Genomic DNA, 17,037 nt, shown 5'->3' on the forward strand with positions numbered 1-17,037 from the left:
GATTACTTCGCCCACCCTTTTTGCTTCAGATAGTCTGCGGCCACGCTTTTGGCATCTAACCCTTCGACTGCAATTTTCGCGTTCAGGGTTTGCAGGGTTTTCTCATCGAGGCTGGCAAAGACCGGCTTCAGCCACTGGTCGAGCTGCGGATAGGCTTTCAGCACCGCTTCACGCACCACCGGCGTTGGCGCATAAATTGGCTGGACGCCTTTCGGGTCGCTCAGGGTTTGTAGCCCTAACGCCGCCACCGGGCCATCGGTGCCGTAGGCCATCGCCGCGTTCACACCAGAGGTTTGCTGGGCGGCGGCTTTGATTGTCACCGCCGTATCACCACCCGCCAGCGACAGCAGCTGATCCTGGCTTAATTTAAAATCGTAGGCTTTTTCAAACGCCGGTAGCGCATCGGCGCGTTCGATGAATTCGGCAGAAGCCGCCAGCTTAAAGGTGCCGCCGTCTTTCAGATAGCGGCTCAGATCGGCAAGCGAAGTCAGCTTATCCTTTTCCGCCACGTCCTTGCGAACGGCGATGGTCCAGGTGTTGTTGGCGGGCGCAGGGGTCAGCCAGACGAGCTTATTTTTCTCCGCGTCCAGTTTTTTCACTTTTTCATACCCGGCCTGGGCGTTTTTCCACGCTGGGTCGTTTTCATCTTTGAAGAAAAACGCGCCATTGCCGGTGTATTCCGGGTAGATATCCAGCTCGCCGGAGGTAATCGCACCGCGAACCACCGGTGTGGTGCCCAACTGCACTTTATTGACGGTTTTGACGCCGTGGCTTTCCAGCACCTGCAGAATAATATTGCCGAGCAGCGCTCCTTCGGTATCAATTTTCGAACCCACCTTCACCGGCTCGGCGGCCTGCAATGGCAGGCTTACCGCCGCCAGCAGCACCAGCGGACCGCTCCATCCCCGTAAAATCGTCATACGCATTCCTCTTTTTTTACGCTCACTAAATACGGCGCTTGAGAAAAAAGCGTAGACGATTTTTAGCCAATTAGCTGTTTTCTGGCATTTTTAACGGCAGAGTCAGCAAGCTCGCAGCAAAATAAAGCAGCGCAATAACCCACAGCGTGCCTTCCACGCCCAGCGGGTTAACGCACAGCGTGACGATAAGCGGACCGACAAAATTGCTCAGCCCGGAGCCCAGATTCAGGCACGAGATTGCCGCCCCTTTATTTTCCGGCAGCAGCGAAGGGATTAGCGCGCTCAGCGGGCCAAACGCCCCCAGGCCGATGGCGTAAATCGCCAGCGCGATAATCAGCGCCGTACTGCTATGACCAAACAGCACCGGCGCATAGCATACCGCCAGCGCTGAAAAGCCGCACAGCGTACCGGCAAACCACACCACCGTATTGCGCCAGCCGATGGTATCGCCCAGCCAGCCGAAGAAGTAGTTGGCAAAGATATTGACCACGTTGACCAGCCCCCAGATGGTCAGCCACTCCTCAATGCTAAAACCGAAGCGCGGCAGATACACCGGCATCAGGATGACCAGCGAGAACTTGCCGATATCATTGATGGTTTTGACCACCACCGCGAGACGCATTTTCGGCTCACGTACCAGCACGATAATGCCTTCTGCCAGCGCCTGACCTACCGCCACATCGCGCTGCCACTGGGGTTTATCGCGATTAAGTATCAGCGCACAGCCACAGCCTGCCAGCACAAAGATAAAGCCGGAGAGTAAGGTCGTGGTTTCCCCCATCCGCGGGATCATAAAACTGGAAAACCACGGCCCGACGATAGTCATGCCCACCCCAAAGGCAATCCAGAACCAGGAGACGGCACGCCCGAGAATGCGCGTTTCACAGCGCTGGTTTATCCATACCAAAAACGAGTAGGCAAACAGCGGATAGGCCATCCCGCGGACAGCATAGCTCACCATCATCATCGGGTAATTGCCGTCCGGTAAGGCGACAAAAATAAACGGTACCGAGCCAATAAAATAGAGTAGGGTCGCCAGCCACATCAGCCGACGCACGCCCAGCACGCCCGCGCCAATACCAGAAAACCAGGAGATGGCGGCGACGCACAGGCCAAACACCGATGACAGCAGGCTGATGTGCACGGCGTCGAGGCCGCGCTGTTGAAGGAGTGACGCCAGCCAGCTCTGCTCGATGGTCGCCCCGGTAATAAACAGGAACACGCCGATAAAGCCCCACGCCAGCTCACGCGGCAGGCCTAAGCGCGCCCAAATCCCCTGTTGAATATATAAAGTCCTGTCGGTCATGTCCGTTATCCAAAAAAAGTCCCGGGGTCGCATGGCTTACCCGGGAGAACACTGTGTTATTCATCTGCCCGGCAACGCGATGCGCTACCGGGTAAAACCTAGGCGTTTTTTAGCTGAACCTGATGCTGTTTGGCTTTCAGCAGACTGCGGTTAACGTGGCCGACGGTGTTGTCGCCCCAGCACTGTTCGTATGGCATACCGGTCAGGCTTTCGATAATTTCTTTGGTTTCTGCGGTCACGGTCGCTTTACTGCCCCCCTGTTTCAGGCGCGCCACTTCTTCGTTTAACACCGCATGAGTGCGGCTGTTCACTTTGAACTGGAAGGCCGACCAGATACCCCACAGAGTCAGTACCACCGGCAGAATAATCATGATCGCGAGGATCATATTGATAGCCGATTCAGGTTGGCTGGTATGGCCGGTGACAAAGCCAGACATTTGCAGCGCGACGCCGACCAGGAAGATAGACAGCGCCTGGGAGGCTTTGCGCAGCAGGCTCATAAAGCCGGCGAAGATCCCTTCACGACGGCTGCAGGTCAGGATTTCATCCACGTCCGCCACAAAGGTGTAGTTATTCCATGGAATGGAGTAAATACCGCCGCGAGCCAGACCAGCGACACCTGCCGCCAGATACAGCATCGCCATGCTGGTGGACCCGTACAGATAGGTCACCGCAAACAGCACGAACGCCACCAGCGCCATTAGCGCCTGAGTCGCAAACGCCCGGGATGGGGAGTAGCGCAGAGTCAGCCATGTGGCGACGCCGACGCCAAAGAACTGCAGGCCGTTTATGACGCTCAGCAGGTTACTGGCGACTACCGACGAGGTTGCCAGCGCAAACACCACAAAATAGGTAAAGACAGAGTTGAAGATATCCTGGGCAACCGAGCCACCCAGATACATGCCAAGGTGCGAGCGGAAGGTTTTGATTTTCAGCGTCGACACAAAATCGTAGTAAATATCGAACAGGCGTTTACCCAGAGGCTGCTTCTCTTCATGCACAATGCTGCGCTCGTTTTGCTCAATCTCTTCAAGCGAACGTTCCCAGGTGCCGAAGTAAACGAAGAACAGCACTATCATAAAGGCGACGGTGAAAATCGCCCCGGCGTAGAAGAAGGAGATGGCCGAGTCTGAACCAAAGTAGGCCAGCAGGCGTCCCGGCAAAAACGCGGCGGTAAAGCCGGCGAACTGGGCAATATACATGCGGGCGCTGGTGAGCTTCGAGCGTTTGGTGAAATCAGAGGTCATCTCCGCCGACAGGGTGTCGTACGGGATCATAATCATCGAGTAGACGATTTCGAACAGGATATAGGCCAGCAGATAGGTCCAGTAGCTAAAGCCCTGCACCCACAGCAGGCTGTAGACCGCCACCAGCGGAATACTCAGCAGCAGGAAGAAACGGCGACGACCAAACCGACGGCCAAGGCGCGTTTTATGGAAGTTATCAGAAATGTAGCCCATCAGCGGGCACATGATCACATCGACGATACGCGCCACGGCAAACAGCGACCCCGCTTCAATCGGCGTCAGGCCGCAGAAGGTGGTCAGGAAGAACAGCAGCCAGGCGCTCACCAGAGTAAACGCACCCGAGCCAATCACGTCGGCCATGCCGAAGCAGATGTAGTTGTGGAGTTTTATCTCCCGCACTTTTTTTATCATTTTCCATCCCCTTGAACAGTACACAACGACGCGGTCTGTTGCCGCGTCGTCATCAGATAGACTCAGGCGTCGGCGTTTTCCTGCACGATGGTGTTGCTATTCCACCCCTGCGGCAGCGGCTGTGGGCGACGAATGCGCAGATCGTTTAGCGTCAGTCCCCGTACGCCGTTGGCGTATAGCGCGGGTAATCCGCCAGGATAAACCTCCACGCCCCAGGCGCGGCCAGTTTGCAGATTGACGCGGTAGGCGTTATCCAGCCCCATTCCGGTTGGACTTGCCGGATTACACGGTGGGCGAATGTCATAGCAGCCCTGCTCGTCCGATGGGCCAGCCAGTTGCTGTAATGAGAGCGAGTTGAAGGTCACGTGGCGAATATCGCCCGGCGTTTCGCTATGCAGGTTGATTGCCCCTTCACCCACGCCGGAAAGCTGGCTGAAGGTAATGTCTTCTACCCTGCCCGGCTGAATTTGCGGGTCGCGGTGACGGACCGAGATAAACACCGGGTCGGCTTTGCCCCAGTGGCACGGATGGCCGTGGCGGCAGTCGAACAGAATGTTGCTGAAAATCATCTGGCTGAACTGGCCGCCGTCGCGGGAGACCAGTCCAATGCCGCGATTGGACTCAAAAATCGAGCAGTTGTGCACCGCGATATGGCTGATATCGGCGAAGGTTTCGGTGCCGACTTTGATGGCGCAGCTTTTGGAGCGAATCAGGCAGTTACTAACCACCACATGCCGCGTGGCCTGCTGTAAACCTTCCGGCTTACGTGTGGTTTTGATGCAGATACCATCGTCGGCAGCGCTGAAATAGCTGTCGCTGATATGCACGTGCTGGCAACTGTCGATATCCAGCGCGTCGGTATTGGACAGCGCCAGATCGTTGTCTATGGTGAGATTCTGGATAAACACCTGGTTGCAGCTCACCAGATGCGCCGTCCACATCGGCGAATCACTGATGGTGATATCGCGAATACGCACCTGCTGGCAGCCTTCCAGCACCAGCATACGTGGGCGCATGGTTTTCGGCTGACGATAGCCCTGGTCATCGGCGCTGGCGGAAAACCAGGCGCTAGCCCCCCCCACCAGGCTGCCTTCACCGCTCAGGGTGATGTGATGCGCATCGCGCGCATAGATGAGCGCCATCCGCGAGAGTTCGGCGACGGTTTGCGTCAATGTCTGCGGGTAATCTTCTGCATTCGGGCTGGCCAGCAAACGCGCTCCCGCTTCCAGATGCAGGGTAAAATTCGATGGCAGTATCAGCGTGCCGGTCATCCAGTCACCCGACGGCACCACCAGCGTGCCGCCGCCCGCGCGGTCAATTTCATCAATCAACTGTTGAAGCTGGGCGGTCAGCGGCGTTTTGCCACTACGGTCGAGGGAAGTGTTATGCAGTGAAATTTTCATATCGCTACCTGCTGATGTTGAGATAGCTGCATTTAACGCGGGTTTTCGTCTTCTCTCGCCGGACAGATGTGGGCTTTTTTACGTATTAGTGAAAGGCATCACGCCTGTTCTCACGCTGCGGGGCCGCATTTGAACTGGCGCACAAAACGGTGACAGGCGCGGGATATAAGTCGTGAGATTAATCACGTTACGTACGGTTTTGCGGATAAAAAATAGGCTATTTAACGCAGATTCTGCGTCACAGAGAGATAAATCGCGATGGGGTTCACAAAGTAGCGCAAGAATTGGAATTGGGGGATTGCCTCCCCCTCACCCTAGCCCTCTCCCCAACGGGGAGAGGGAACCGAAAGCGCCTCGGTGTTGAAGCGGGTTTCAAATGGGGAAATAGGCACATTGCGCTCCCTCTCCTCAGCGGACAAAGGGGACCGAAAGTGCCTCGGTGTTGAAGCGGGTTTCAAATGGGGGAATAGGCACATTGCGCTCCCTCTCCCTTTTTAAGGGAGAGGGTTGGGGTGAGGGTTCAACGCGATACGGTGATATCCCTCTCCCCATGGGGAGAGGGAATAACTCAGTGCGGTTTGAAACTACTGCAGCTCGAATTCACCCTGCTTCACACGCGCGGAATCGACGCCGATAAAGACGTTGAATTTGCCCGGCTCTGCGGCGTACTTCATCTGCTGGTTCCAGAACTTCAGCTGGCTTTCATCAATCGGGAAGCTGACCGTCTGGGTTTCACCTGGTTTCAGAGTCACTTTCTCAAAACCTTTCAGTTGTTTCACCGGACGGCTCATCGAGGCACTCACGTCCTGCAGGTACATCTGAATGACCGTTGCGCCTTCGCGTTTGCCGGTGTTAGTTACCTGCACGCTGGCGGTGACGCTGCCGCTTGCCTTCATGCTCGGCGCGGACATTTTCACATCAGACACGGTGAACGTGGTGTAGCTCAGGCCATAGCCAAACGGATACAGCGGACCGTTAGCCTCGTCAAAGTAGCGCGAGGTGTATTTGTTCGGCTTATCGGCATTGTATGGACGCCCGGTGTTGAGATGGCTGTAGTACTGCGGAATCTGCCCCACGGAGCGTGGGAAGGACATCGGCAGTTTACCGGACGGGTTATAGTCGCCAAACAGCACGTCGGCGATAGCGTTGCCGCCTTCGGTACCGGCGAACCAGGTTTCCAGAATAGCGTCAGCCTGCTGATCCTCTTTCACCAGCGTCAGCGGGCGACCGTTCATCAGCACCAGTACCAGCGGTTTGCCGGTGGCTTTCAGCGCCGCAATCAGATCCTGCTGGCTTTGCGGGATGGAGAGTTCGGTACGGCTGGAGGCTTCGTGAGCCATACCCTGCGCCTCGCCCACTACGGCGACCACGACGTCAGATTGTTTAGCTGCGGTGACCGCTTCATCAATCATCGCCTGCGGCGAGCGCGGATCGATTTTCACCGCTTCTTCGTACAGGTTGAGGAAGTCCACGATGCCTTTGTCATTGGTGGCGTTAGCACCTTTGGCGTAAACCACTTTGCCCTGACCGGCCATCACGTTTTTAATACCGCTCAGCACGGTCACAGACTGTCCGGCAACGCCTGCCGCAGACCAACTGCCCATCACGTCACGCTGGCTATCCGCCAGTGGACCGACAACGGCGATGGTCGCCTCTTTCTTCAGCGGCAGCGTTTCCAGACGGTTTTTCAGCAGCACCAGGCTTTGACGCGCCACTTCACGCGCTTCGGCGCGGTGCAGGCGGCTTTCCGCATTGGTGTCCTGCGGATCAGAATCTTTCGGCCCTAAGTGGCTGTACGGATCGTTAAACAGCCCCATGTCGTACTTCACGTTCAGGACGTGACGCGTCGCATCGTCCAGCTCCGCCATGGTTATCTTGCCGGATTTCACCAGCCCCGGCAGGTATTTGCTGTAATACTCGTCGCTCATGCTCATATCAATGCCGGACTTCAGCGCCACGCGCACCGCATCTTCCGGGTCAGACGCTACGCCGTGCTTGATAAGTTCTTTAATCGCCCCGTGATCGGAGACGGTAATGCCTTTAAAGCCCCACTGGTTACGCAGCACATCTTTTAGCAACCACGCGTCGGCGGTGGCTGGCGTACCGTTGAGCGAGTTCAGGCCAATCATCACCGCACCGCTGCCCGCATCCAGCCCGGCTTTGTATGGAGGCATATAGTCGTTGAACAGGCGCTGCGGGCTCATATCGACGGTGTTGTATTCTTTACCGCCCTCGACCGCACCGTAGGCGGCGAAGTGCTTGACGCTGGTCATCACCGAGTAACGGTCTGCCGGGCTTTTGCCCTGCATCGCGCTCACCATGGTTTCACCCATGATGGAGGTTAAATAGGTATCTTCACCGAATCCTTCCGAGGCGCGGCCCCAGCGCGGATCGCGCGAGACATCAACCATCGGCGCCCAGGTCATATTCAGGCCATCGTCAGCCGCTTCATAGGCCGACACGCGGCCAACGGTTTTCACCGCATCGAGGTTAAACGTCGAGGCTAGCCCGAGGCTAATCGGGAAGACGGTGCGCTGACCGTGAACCACATCGTAGGCGAAGAACAGAGGGATTTTCAGGCGGCTTAGCGACATCACCTGATCTTGCATAGCGCGAATGTCCTTGCGGGTGACGGTGTTAAAAATCGCCCCCACCTGGCCGTCTTTGATCATCTCACGAATGGCTTCTTTCGGGTTATCCGGGCCAACGCTAATCAGTCGTAGCTGGCCGATTTTTTCATCGACGGTCATCTTTTTCAGCAGGCCGGTTACGAAGGCATCGCGCGCCTGTGGCGTCAGCGGATGATTGCCGAACAAATCCTCAGCCAGAGCCGGTTGCAGCGCCAGGCTCACGGCGACGCTTACAGATAATAGCCATTTCATATTCTTGTAGTCTCTTTGAGTACGTGCCGATTGGAGCGGCGAGAGTCGATGAAAAAACGCAGTTTGCCATAAACTTAAATGACCACGGTACAGAAAGCTAAGCTTTATTCTCTGATTTTTAGAAACATTCACTCACCAAATGATCATACAAAGCGCTATTCTTAGAAACGAAAAAAATTCGTCCCACCACAAGGAGTGGAGAATGTCTTCTCAAACTACAATCGATAATAACGCATTGATTAACGAACTCTCCCGCCTGGTTGGTCACGCTCACCTGCTGACCGACCCCGCTAAAACCGCCCGCTATCGCAAAGGCTTTCGTTCTGGTCACGGGGACGCACTCGCCGTAGTGTTCCCCGGCACGCTGCTGGAACTGTGGCGCGTCCTCAGCGCCTGCGTGGCGGCGGACAAAATCATCCTGATGCAGGCTGCCAATACCGGTCTGACCGAAGGCTCGACGCCAAGCGGCAATGATTATGACCGCGAGATCGTCATCATCAGCACCCTGCGCCTTGATAAACTGCACCTGCTGGATAAAGGCGAGCAGGTTCTGGCCTGGCCGGGCACCACTCTCTATTCGCTGGAAAAAGCGCTGAAACCGTTCGGTCGCGAGCCGCACTCGGTGATTGGTTCTTCGTGCATCGGCGCGTCGGTTATCGGCGGCATCTGCAACAACTCCGGCGGTTCACTGGTCCAGCGCGGCCCAGCCTACACCGAAATGTCGCTGTTTGCGCGCATTGATGAGCAGGGAAAACTGACGCTGGTTAACCATTTGGGGATCGATCTTGGCGACACGCCGGAGCAGATCTTAAGCAAGCTCGACGATGAGCGTGTGAAGGATAGCGACGTACAGCACGACGGTCGCCATGCGCATGACCACGACTACGTGAACCGCGTGCGTGATGTCAATGCAGACACCCCGGCGCGCTACAATGCCGACCCGGATCGTCTGTTCGAGTCCTCCGGCTGTGCCGGCAAGCTGGCGGTCTTCGCCGTGCGTCTTGATACCTTCCCGGCGGAAAAACGCCAGCAGGTGTTCTACATTGGTAGCAACCAGCCAGAGGTGCTGACCGAAATCCGTCGCCACATTCTCGCCGAGTTCAATAATCTGCCGGTCGCGGGCGAGTACATGCACCGTGATATCTACGATATTGCCGAGCAGTACGGCAAAGATACCTTCCTGATGATCGACAAGCTCGGCACCGATAAAATGCCGTTCTTCTTCACGATGAAAGGGCGCACCGACGCAATGCTGGAAAAAGTGTCGCTGTTCAAACCGCACTTCACCGACCGCTTTATGCAGAAGCTCGGCCACGCTTTCCCGGCGCACCTGCCGGAACGCATGAAAACCTGGCGTGATAAATACGAGCACCATCTGCTGCTGAAGATGTCCGGCGACGGTATTGATGAAGCGCAAAGCTGGCTGACCGAGTACTTTAAACAAGCGGAAGGCGATTTCTTCGCCTGTACGCCGGAAGAAGGCAGCAAAGCGTTCCTGCACCGTTTCGCGGCTGCCGGTGCGGCAATCCGTTATCAGGCGGTACATGCTGATGAAGTGGAAGATATTCTGGCGCTGGATATCGCACTGCGCCGGAATGATACCGAGTGGTTTGAACACCTACCGCCGGAAATCGACAGCAAGCTGGTGCATAAGCTCTACTACGGCCACTTTATGTGCCACGTTTTCCACCAGGATTACATCGTCAAAAAAGGCGTCGATCCGCATGAGCTCAAAGAGCAAATGCTGGAGCTGCTCCGCGCGCGCGGCGCACAGTACCCGGCGGAACATAACGTGGGGCATCTGTATGAAGCGGATGATAATCTCAAACGTCATTACCGCGAAAACGATCCGACCAACAGTATGAATCCGGGTATCGGTAAAACCAGTAAACTGAAATACTGGGGTGAGAAAACTGACGCATAATGTCGTCACCCGGGCTTTTCCGGGGGCGCTTTTGCGGGCCCCCGGCGTATGCCAAACGCGTTTGTCACAACAAGGAATTCGATGATGTCCACGCTTGATGTCGCCAGCAACGCCGATATTGAAGTCCGCGATGCCAGGGCCGACGATGTTCAGGCCATTGCGGCGCTGTACGCCTGGCACGTCCTCAATGGGCGCGCCTCATTTGAAGAAGTGCCCCCTTCGATTGACGAAATGGGCCAGCGGATGAGCAAAATCCAGCAGCAGGGCTTGCCCTGGCTGGTAGCGCTCTATCGCGGCGAGATTGTCGGCTACTGTTATGCCAGCCCCTATCGCCCTCGCCCGGCCTATCGCTACACGCTTGAAGAGTCTATCTACGTTGACACCAGTATGACGGCGCACGGTATCGGCAGTCGTCTGTTAACGGCGCTGATTGCAATCTGCGAACAAGGCTCGTGGCGACAGATGCTGGCGGTGATTGGCGATGGGAATAACAATACCGGCTCGTTACGCCTGCATAAGAAACATGGATTTGAGGTTGTGGGGCAACTGCGTAGCGTGGGCTACAAGCTGGGAGACTGGCGGGATACGGTGATTATGCAGCGCCCACTCAACGATGGTGACTGGACGCTGCCGGAATAATATGGCGTATACCGAGGATTAATCTTCCTGGGTGGTCTGCCCGCTACGCTGGGCTTTGGCGATATCGCCTTCCACCTGGGCTTCTTTTTGCTTTTTATAGCTCAAAGCCGCCGCCGGAACCGGCATCACTTTCCCGGTTTCGACCCACGTACGCAGACGGCTGGCATCGGCAAAGTGGGTATATTTGCCAAACGCATCCATCACCACCATCGCTACCGGACGGTTGTTCATCACGGTGCGCATCACCAGACAGTGGCCCGCGGCGTTGGTGAAGCCGGTTTTGGTCAGCTGAATACTCCAGTTATCGCGGTACACCAGATGGTTAGTGTTGCGGAACGGCAGCGTGTAGGCCGGATGGGCGAAAGTCGCGGTATCTTCCTTGGTGGTGCTCAATTGGCCAATCAGCGGATACTGTTTGGTGGCAATCAACAGGCGAGTCAGGTCGCGCGCGGTCGATACGTTATGAATCGACAGCCCCGTCGGCTCGACGTAACGGGTACGGGTCATGCCCAGCGCTTTGGCTTTCGCATTCATGGCGCGAACAAACGCGTCATAACCACCCGGATAGTGATGCGCGAGGCTTGCCGCCGCACGGTTTTCGGAAGACATCAGCGCCAGCAGCAGCATATTTTTGCGGCTGATCTGGCTATTGAGGCGTACGCGAGAGTAAATCCCTTTCATTTCCGGCGTATGGCTAATATCGACCGTCAGCATCTCATCCAGCGGTAAATGTGCATCCAGCACCACCATCGCCGTCATCAGCTTGGTTATCGAGGCCATCGGACGCACGAGATCCGGCTGGTTTGCATAAATGACTTTATTGGTATTCAGATCAACAATCATTGCGCTACCGGAAGCAATATCCGGCTGCGAGGCCACGGCGGAAACGGCCGTTTTTGCACTCGCCTGAGGCGCAAAAGGCACAGCCAGCACTAAAGCAAGGCTGAGCAGGGAAACTCGAAATTTCTGCATGGTGAGTATTCTGGCGGTTATTTATGCACATTATGATAGACAACCGCTTCGTACCAAACGGTGACGAAGCGGAATGGCTCATCATAGCGCGGAGTGCGCGGAATCTTCCAGCAAAGAATAGTGAATAAATGCTGCATTGCTGGCGTGATTAAATTCACGCCAGCAATGAGTTAAGACCTCAGAACAGACGGTAGCCGTAGCCCCACAGCACCACGGTCAGCGCCAGCAGCACTTCCAGAACCAACACGCCAATCGCCAGCGTCGAACTGGCAAAGCTCAGCCCTTCTTCCCGGTTGATATTCAGGAAGGTCGGAATGCCGACATACAGCAGATAACCGGTGTAAAACAGCGCTACCGTTCCCACCAGCGCGCACAGCCATACCAGCGGGTACAGCGCGACGAGACCGCTCAGGAAGATAGGCGTTGCCACATAGCCAGCAAACACCATGCAGCGTTTGAGCGACGGTCTGTTTGGATAATGACGCGCCATCCACCAGATGACCCGCCCCATCACGGCGACACCCGCCAGCATCAGCGCATAGAACAGCACGGCCATCCCCAACCCCGTCATGACCGATAGCCTGACGATGTTGCCATCGCCAAAGTTCCAGCCAAGCTGGGTGGTGCCAATGAAAGCGCAAATGACCGGAATGGCCGCCATGATCAGTACGTGATGCACAAAATGGTGAGAAACAGTTTCGTTCTCGCTACGGATAATATGCATTTCTTTGTCAGGGTGGGAGAAAAGTCCCCATACATGGTTCATAACGCCTCCTCTGCACGGCTTCGTACCACGTTGCTGTAAGTATAATTCACGTCAATGGATTATTTTATGTACAACGCGAAAAATAGACGCAGCCGCAGCCTGCACGTCAGGGTGTATCATTAAGGGAAAGACGTTGTAAGGAGTACGTGTTTGCATGGATATCAATAACCTGATTTCCCACTATGGTTACGCCGCGCTGATTATTGGCAGCATGGCAGAAGGTGAAACAATTACGCTGCTCGGCGGCGTGGCGGCACATCAGGGTCTATTGAAATTTCCGCTGGTGGTTATTTCGGTGGCGTTAGGCGGCATGATTGGCGATCAGCTGCTTTACCTTCTGGGGCGGCGGTTTGGCGGTCGGTTACTTAAGCGTTTCTCGCGCCATCAGGCGCGGATTCGCAAAGCGCAGCGCTTAATCAAGAGTCACCCCTATCTGTTCGTTATCGGTACGCGCTTTATGTACGGTTTCCGGGTAATCGGCCCGCTGCTTATCGGCGCAAGCGGCCTGCCGCCGAAAATTTTTCTGCCGCTGAATATTGTCGGGGCAATTATCTGGGCGCTGCTGTTTACCACGCTCGGCTATCTTGGCGGCGAAGCGATCGGCCCATGGCTCCATCATCTGGATAAGCACCTTAAGCATCTGATATGGCTGGTACTGGCTATCGTTCTGGTGATAGCGCTACGCTGGTGGTTAAAACGGCGGGAAGCGAGAAAACCGCAGGAATAGCCCATATCGGCGGCGGTATGTTAACGCGTGGCGGAGATAACCTCCCGTTGGGCAATACGGGAGGTTAATATTCATGGCGTGTTTATTTCTCGGTAATGTGGTAGCCGCCGCCCAGCGCGGAAGTCAGCTGAATGCTGGCGTCAACCCACTGGCCGTGCAGGCGGATTGCGCCAATCCGCTCCTGCAGCGCGGGTAGTTTCGCCACGCTGACTTTTGCACCGGAGATAATCCCCGCATTCTTGCGCTGCTGCGCCAGATTGACCACCCGCTGCACATCTTTCTCAACCTGCGCCTGCTGCTGGTTTTTTGCCATCAGCGTTTCAACCTGGCTTGCGGTTTTCGCCACCTGGTTGACCGCATCGACCACCGCTTTATTGTATTTGGCGATGGAAAGGTTGCTCTGCGCGCTGGCAATATCCAGATTGGCGTTAAGACGGCCGCTGTCAAAGATAGGCAGCGTTAAGCCTGCAGTCACGCCCATCTGCTGCGCCGAGTGGCGGAACAGATCGCTTAAGTGCAGCGCGTCCTGTTGCAGGAAGGCCATCAGGTTAATATCCGGATAAAACGCCGCTTTCGCGGCATCAATTTCGCTGAGTGATGCCTCGATATACCAGTGCGCCTCCTGCAAATCCGGACGGCGCGCCAGCAGCTCATAACCTAAGGTGGTCGGCATTTTGCTAGCGACGGCGGGCAGTGCGGTCTTACGCAAATGCAACGACTGGCTCTGACTGTTGGTCAGCGCCATCAGCCGGGCCTCAATCTCTTTCATATTGCCTGCGACGTCAGCCAGCTGTTCATCGGTTTTGCTGACGTTGATATCGTTCTCCGCCCCTTCCGCCGAGTTGGTAATACCATGTTCGAGCAGCGCGGTATCCACGGTAACAATATTGTTTTGCTCATTTTTAATCTGCTGGAGAACATCCTGGATTGCCGCTTCGGTCTGCCACTGCCAGTAAAGGCGCGCCACGCTGCTGGAAAGCAGTTCTCGGGTTTGCGCCCGTTCGGCCAGCTGCGCTTTGACTTCACCAATGCGCGCCTGCACCAGAGCGCGGTTTTTGCCCCACAGGTCGAGATCCCAGCCGGCCGTTAAGCCGAACGTCCCGTTGGTATACCACGGGCCGGTGTTACCATCGCTGTCGGTAGCAAAAGGCCCCATCAGGCCCTCTGAGGACATTTTTTGCCGCTCAACGTTGCCGCCAAAATCAACTTCCGGGCCAAGATCCGCCTGCGACATTCGCGCCTGGGCTTCCGCTAGCTTGATGCGCTGGTCGGCGATTTGCATGTCCGGTGAGTTGGCCAACGCGTGGGTGATTAAGCTATTAAGCTGCGCGTCGTGGTAATCCTGCCACCAGTTGCTCTGCGGCCAGCCATTTTGCACCGCGGCAGGAAGATCTGTCGACACGGTGGAGGCCGGAACCTGCTGTTTGGCCGGTGCGCCAATATCATGCGATGGAGCGCAACCCGCCAGCGCAATGAACAGAGGCAAACCGGACAACACGCTTTTTTTCAGAGTTAGATTCATTTGGAAGGTCAGGTTACAGAATAGGGAGGTTGATCATAATTTAAATGATATAAATCTCTTTAGTAAAGCGTGTGGGAACATAAACAGACATACTTAAACACAGCTAAAAATAGTTAATATTCACGGAGTGAAAATGAGCCAAAACATCTATGACGATGCCAATTTCTTCGCCGGTTACGCCACCCTCGACCGTTCGGTCAAAGGGCTGGACGGCGCGCCGGAATGGCCAACCATTCAGCAAGTGTTGCCCGCAATGGCAGACCTGCGTGTAGTCGATCTCGGCTGCGGTTACGGCTGGTTTTGCCGCTGGGCGCGCGACCAGGGCGCCGCGCAGATAACCGGGCTCGACCTGTCCCAGCGTATGCTGGAGCGCGCGCGTGAGATGACCGACGGCGACGGTATCGAGTACCACCGCGAAGATTTACAGGCCCTCAACCTACCCGCTAATAGCTGCGATCTGGTCTACAGCTCACTGACGCTGCACTATTTACCAGATATTGCCCCGCTGCTGGCCAACATCTACCAGGCATTAACGCCGGGCGGGACGCTGGTGTTCACCGCCGAACATCCCATCTACACCGCCCCGCTCAAGCAGGGCTGGCAGGTGGATGAACACGGGCAGAAAAGCTGGCCGGTGAGTCATTATCAGCAGGAAGGCGAGCGCATCAGCAACTGGTTTGCCGACGGCGTCAAAAAACAGCACCGTACGCTGGGCACCTGGATTAACGCCCTGATTGGCGCCGGATTTGTGATTGAACATCTCAACGAATGGGGCCCCACAGCGGAGCAAATTGCCGCTAACCCGGCGCTGGACGAAGAGAAAGAGCGGCCGATGATTTTCATTCTGCGCGCGCGAAAGGCGGGCTAAAACACCGCGCGTTATTCGACCATCAGGCCGGATAACGCGCGATTTTCTTCAGGTTTACTCTTTCAAGCTTGCGCCACGAGTCGCAATCACCTCTTTATACCAGCCAAAGCTCTTCTTCTTACTGCGCGCCAGCGTGCCGCTGCCGTCATCGTTGCGGTCAACGTAGATAAAACCGTAGCGTTTGGACAGCTCGGCTTTCGAGGCGCTGACCAGGTCAATTGGCCCCCAGCTGGTAAAGCCCATCAGCTCCACGCCGTCTTCAATCGCTTCACGCGCCTGTACCAGGTGATCGTTGAGGTAGCTGATCCGGTAGTCATCATTGATGCTGCCGTCGGCTTCCACTTTATCTTTCGCCCCCAGACCGTTTTCCACGATAAACAGCGGTTTCTGATAGCGATCCCACAGCACGTTAAGCAGCGTGCGCAGCCCCAGCGGATCAATCTGCCAGCCCCATTCTGAGCTCTCGAGATGCGGGTTCGGCACCATATTAAGAATGTTGCCACGCGCTTTGTTATTCAGCGCCTCATCGGCGGTGACGCAGCCGGTCATGTAGTAGCTAAAGGAGATAAAATCGACGGTAGACTTCAGCGCGTCACGGTCGGCGTCAGTGATGTTCAGTTCGAAGCCGTTTTCGCGGAAATAGCGCAGCATATAGCCCGGGTAGGCGCCGCGGCACTGTACATCGCCAAAGAACTGCCAGCTGCGATTTTCCTGCAAGGTCTTAAACACGTCTTCCGGCTTGCAGCTTAACGGATACATCAGGCCGCCGAGCAGCATATTGCCAATTTTCCCCTCTGGGACGATTTCATGGCAGGCTTTCACCGCCAGCGCGCTCGCCACCAGCTGATGGTGAATGGCCTGATAGACCTCGGCTTTGCTGCTGTCGGCAGGCAGGCCAACGCCGGTCATCGGCGCGTGCAGCGACATGTTGATTTCATTAAAGGTCAGCCACAGCTTTACTTTGCCTTTGAAGCGTTCAAACACCGTGCGGGCGTAGCGCTCAAAGAAGCCAATCACCTTGCGGTTGCCCCAGCCGCCGTAGTTTTTCACCAGCGCCCACGGCATCTCGTAGTGCGACAGCGTTACCAGCGGGGTAATGTTGTGCTGTGCCATTTCATCGAACAGCTTGTCGTAAAACGCCAGCCCGGCTTCATTTGGCTCGGCATCGTCGCCGTTGGGGAAAATACGCGTCCAGGCAATGGAGACGCGCAGGCAGTTAAAGCCTATCTCGGCGAACAGCGCGATATCTTCCGGGTAGCGGTGATAAAAATCGATAGCCACATCTTTGATCCCGGAATCACCCGGAACACGCTCGACCACCTCACCAAAAACGCCATGCGGCTGCACGTCGGAGGTCGATAGCCCTTTGCCATCGTCCAGATAAGCGCCCTCGACCTGATTTGCCGCGGTCGCGCCGCCCCAAAGAAACGTATGCGGGAATGTTTTCATC

Annotated in this window: 13 protein-coding genes; 4 read left to right on the forward strand and 9 right to left on the reverse strand. The window is 56.0% G+C overall.

The window, feature by feature from the left end; all coding sequences use genetic code 11:
• Positions 1-2: 2 nt before the first annotated feature.
• The 5 genes from osmF to bglX all read right to left on the reverse strand — a co-directional run bounded on the left by osmF (position 3) and on the right by bglX (position 8,169).
• Entirely contained in the window at positions 3-920 is a 918-nt protein-coding gene (gene osmF, locus ABOC97_RS08910; RefSeq protein ID WP_349596469.1) for a glycine betaine ABC transporter substrate-binding protein OsmF, read from the reverse strand.
• Positions 921-990: 70 nt separating this feature from the next.
• The gene (locus ABOC97_RS08915; RefSeq protein WP_349596471.1) at positions 991-2,226 is read right to left on the reverse strand and encodes an MFS transporter; all 1,236 of its coding nucleotides are present in this window, start codon (positions 2,224-2,226) and stop codon (positions 991-993) included.
• A 98-nt stretch (positions 2,227-2,324) separates the two neighbouring features.
• A complete protein-coding gene (locus ABOC97_RS08920) occupies positions 2,325-3,884 on the reverse strand; it encodes an MFS transporter (RefSeq protein ID WP_349596473.1) in 1,560 nt (519 codons plus the stop codon).
• Positions 3,885-3,946: 62 nt separating this feature from the next.
• Positions 3,947-5,287, reverse strand: coding sequence for a glycoside hydrolase family 28 protein (locus tag ABOC97_RS08925; RefSeq protein ID WP_349596475.1), 1,341 nt, complete (start codon positions 5,285-5,287; stop codon positions 3,947-3,949).
• Positions 5,288-5,871: 584 nt separating this feature from the next.
• The gene (gene bglX / locus ABOC97_RS08930) at positions 5,872-8,169 is read right to left on the reverse strand and encodes a beta-glucosidase BglX (protein WP_349596478.1); all 2,298 of its coding nucleotides are present in this window, start codon (positions 8,167-8,169) and stop codon (positions 5,872-5,874) included.
• Between the two features lie 202 nt (positions 8,170-8,371).
• Between bglX and dld the strand changes: the two genes are divergently transcribed.
• On the forward strand, positions 8,372-10,093 hold the full coding sequence (gene dld / locus ABOC97_RS08935; RefSeq protein ID WP_349596481.1) for a D-lactate dehydrogenase: 1,722 nt from the start codon (positions 8,372-8,374) through the stop codon (positions 10,091-10,093).
• Positions 10,094-10,177: 84 nt separating this feature from the next.
• Complete coding sequence (locus ABOC97_RS08940; RefSeq protein ID WP_349596544.1) at positions 10,178-10,732, forward strand: GNAT family N-acetyltransferase; 555 nt, start codon at positions 10,178-10,180, stop codon at positions 10,730-10,732.
• A gap of 18 nt (positions 10,733-10,750) precedes the next feature.
• Here the strand turns inward: ABOC97_RS08940 and pbpG are convergent, their stop codons facing one another.
• Together pbpG and ABOC97_RS08950 are read right to left on the reverse strand one after the other, a co-directional pair.
• The gene (gene pbpG / locus ABOC97_RS08945) at positions 10,751-11,704 is read right to left on the reverse strand and encodes a D-alanyl-D-alanine endopeptidase (protein WP_234504090.1); all 954 of its coding nucleotides are present in this window, start codon (positions 11,702-11,704) and stop codon (positions 10,751-10,753) included.
• Positions 11,705-11,882: 178 nt separating this feature from the next.
• Positions 11,883-12,470, reverse strand: coding sequence for a Yip1 family protein (locus ABOC97_RS08950; protein ID WP_349596485.1), 588 nt, complete (start codon positions 12,468-12,470; stop codon positions 11,883-11,885).
• A gap of 154 nt (positions 12,471-12,624) precedes the next feature.
• Here ABOC97_RS08950 and ABOC97_RS08955 point away from each other — a divergent pair, with 154 nt between their 5' ends.
• Positions 12,625-13,197, forward strand: a complete 573-nt coding sequence (locus tag ABOC97_RS08955; protein WP_349596488.1) for a DedA family protein — start codon at positions 12,625-12,627, stop codon at positions 13,195-13,197.
• 82 nt (positions 13,198-13,279) lie between these two features.
• Here the strand turns inward: ABOC97_RS08955 and mdtQ are convergent, their stop codons facing one another.
• Complete coding sequence (gene mdtQ / locus ABOC97_RS08960) at positions 13,280-14,719, reverse strand: multidrug resistance outer membrane protein MdtQ (RefSeq protein WP_349596490.1); 1,440 nt, start codon at positions 14,717-14,719, stop codon at positions 13,280-13,282.
• Positions 14,720-14,852: 133 nt separating this feature from the next.
• Here mdtQ and ABOC97_RS08965 point away from each other — a divergent pair, with 133 nt between their 5' ends.
• Positions 14,853-15,587, forward strand: coding sequence for a class I SAM-dependent methyltransferase (locus tag ABOC97_RS08965; RefSeq protein ID WP_349596493.1), 735 nt, complete (start codon positions 14,853-14,855; stop codon positions 15,585-15,587).
• A 54-nt stretch (positions 15,588-15,641) separates the two neighbouring features.
• On the opposite strand, the gene ABOC97_RS08970 is transcribed toward ABOC97_RS08965, so the two are convergent.
• Complete coding sequence (locus ABOC97_RS08970) at positions 15,642-17,036, reverse strand: glycoside hydrolase family 1 protein (protein WP_349596495.1); 1,395 nt, start codon at positions 17,034-17,036, stop codon at positions 15,642-15,644.
• Between the last annotated feature and the right edge of the window lies 1 nt (position 17,037).

The sequence above is a fragment of the Kluyvera huaxiensis genome, assembly GCF_040149365.1.
Lineage (GTDB): Bacteria > Pseudomonadota > Gammaproteobacteria > Enterobacterales > Enterobacteriaceae > Kluyvera > Kluyvera intermedia_A.

What these genes read in the sequence shown, in the direction of transcription:
- osmF (WP_349596469.1), bottom strand. Translation starts at nt 920, where the DNA reads ATGACGATTTTACGGGGATGGAGCGGTCCGCTGGTGCTGCTGGCGGCG.
- ABOC97_RS08915 (WP_349596471.1), bottom strand. Translation starts at nt 2,226, where the DNA reads ATGACCGACAGGACTTTATATATTCAACAGGGGATTTGGGCGCGCTTA.
- ABOC97_RS08920 (WP_349596473.1), bottom strand. Translation starts at nt 3,884, where the DNA reads ATGATAAAAAAAGTGCGGGAGATAAAACTCCACAACTACATCTGCTTC.
- ABOC97_RS08925 (WP_349596475.1), bottom strand. Translation starts at nt 5,287, where the DNA reads ATGAAAATTTCACTGCATAACACTTCCCTCGACCGTAGTGGCAAAACG.
- bglX (WP_349596478.1), bottom strand. Translation starts at nt 8,169, where the DNA reads ATGAAATGGCTATTATCTGTAAGCGTCGCCGTGAGCCTGGCGCTGCAA.
- dld (WP_349596481.1), top strand. Translation starts at nt 8,372, where the DNA reads ATGTCTTCTCAAACTACAATCGATAATAACGCATTGATTAACGAACTC.
- ABOC97_RS08940 (WP_349596544.1), top strand. Translation starts at nt 10,178, where the DNA reads ATGTCCACGCTTGATGTCGCCAGCAACGCCGATATTGAAGTCCGCGAT.
- pbpG (WP_234504090.1), bottom strand. Translation starts at nt 11,704, where the DNA reads ATGCAGAAATTTCGAGTTTCCCTGCTCAGCCTTGCTTTAGTGCTGGCT.
- ABOC97_RS08950 (WP_349596485.1), bottom strand. Translation starts at nt 12,470, where the DNA reads ATGAACCATGTATGGGGACTTTTCTCCCACCCTGACAAAGAAATGCAT.
- ABOC97_RS08955 (WP_349596488.1), top strand. Translation starts at nt 12,625, where the DNA reads ATGGATATCAATAACCTGATTTCCCACTATGGTTACGCCGCGCTGATT.
- mdtQ (WP_349596490.1), bottom strand. Translation starts at nt 14,719, where the DNA reads ATGAATCTAACTCTGAAAAAAAGCGTGTTGTCCGGTTTGCCTCTGTTC.
- ABOC97_RS08965 (WP_349596493.1), top strand. Translation starts at nt 14,853, where the DNA reads ATGAGCCAAAACATCTATGACGATGCCAATTTCTTCGCCGGTTACGCC.
- ABOC97_RS08970 (WP_349596495.1), bottom strand. Translation starts at nt 17,036, where the DNA reads ATGAAAACATTCCCGCATACGTTTCTTTGGGGCGGCGCGACCGCGGCA.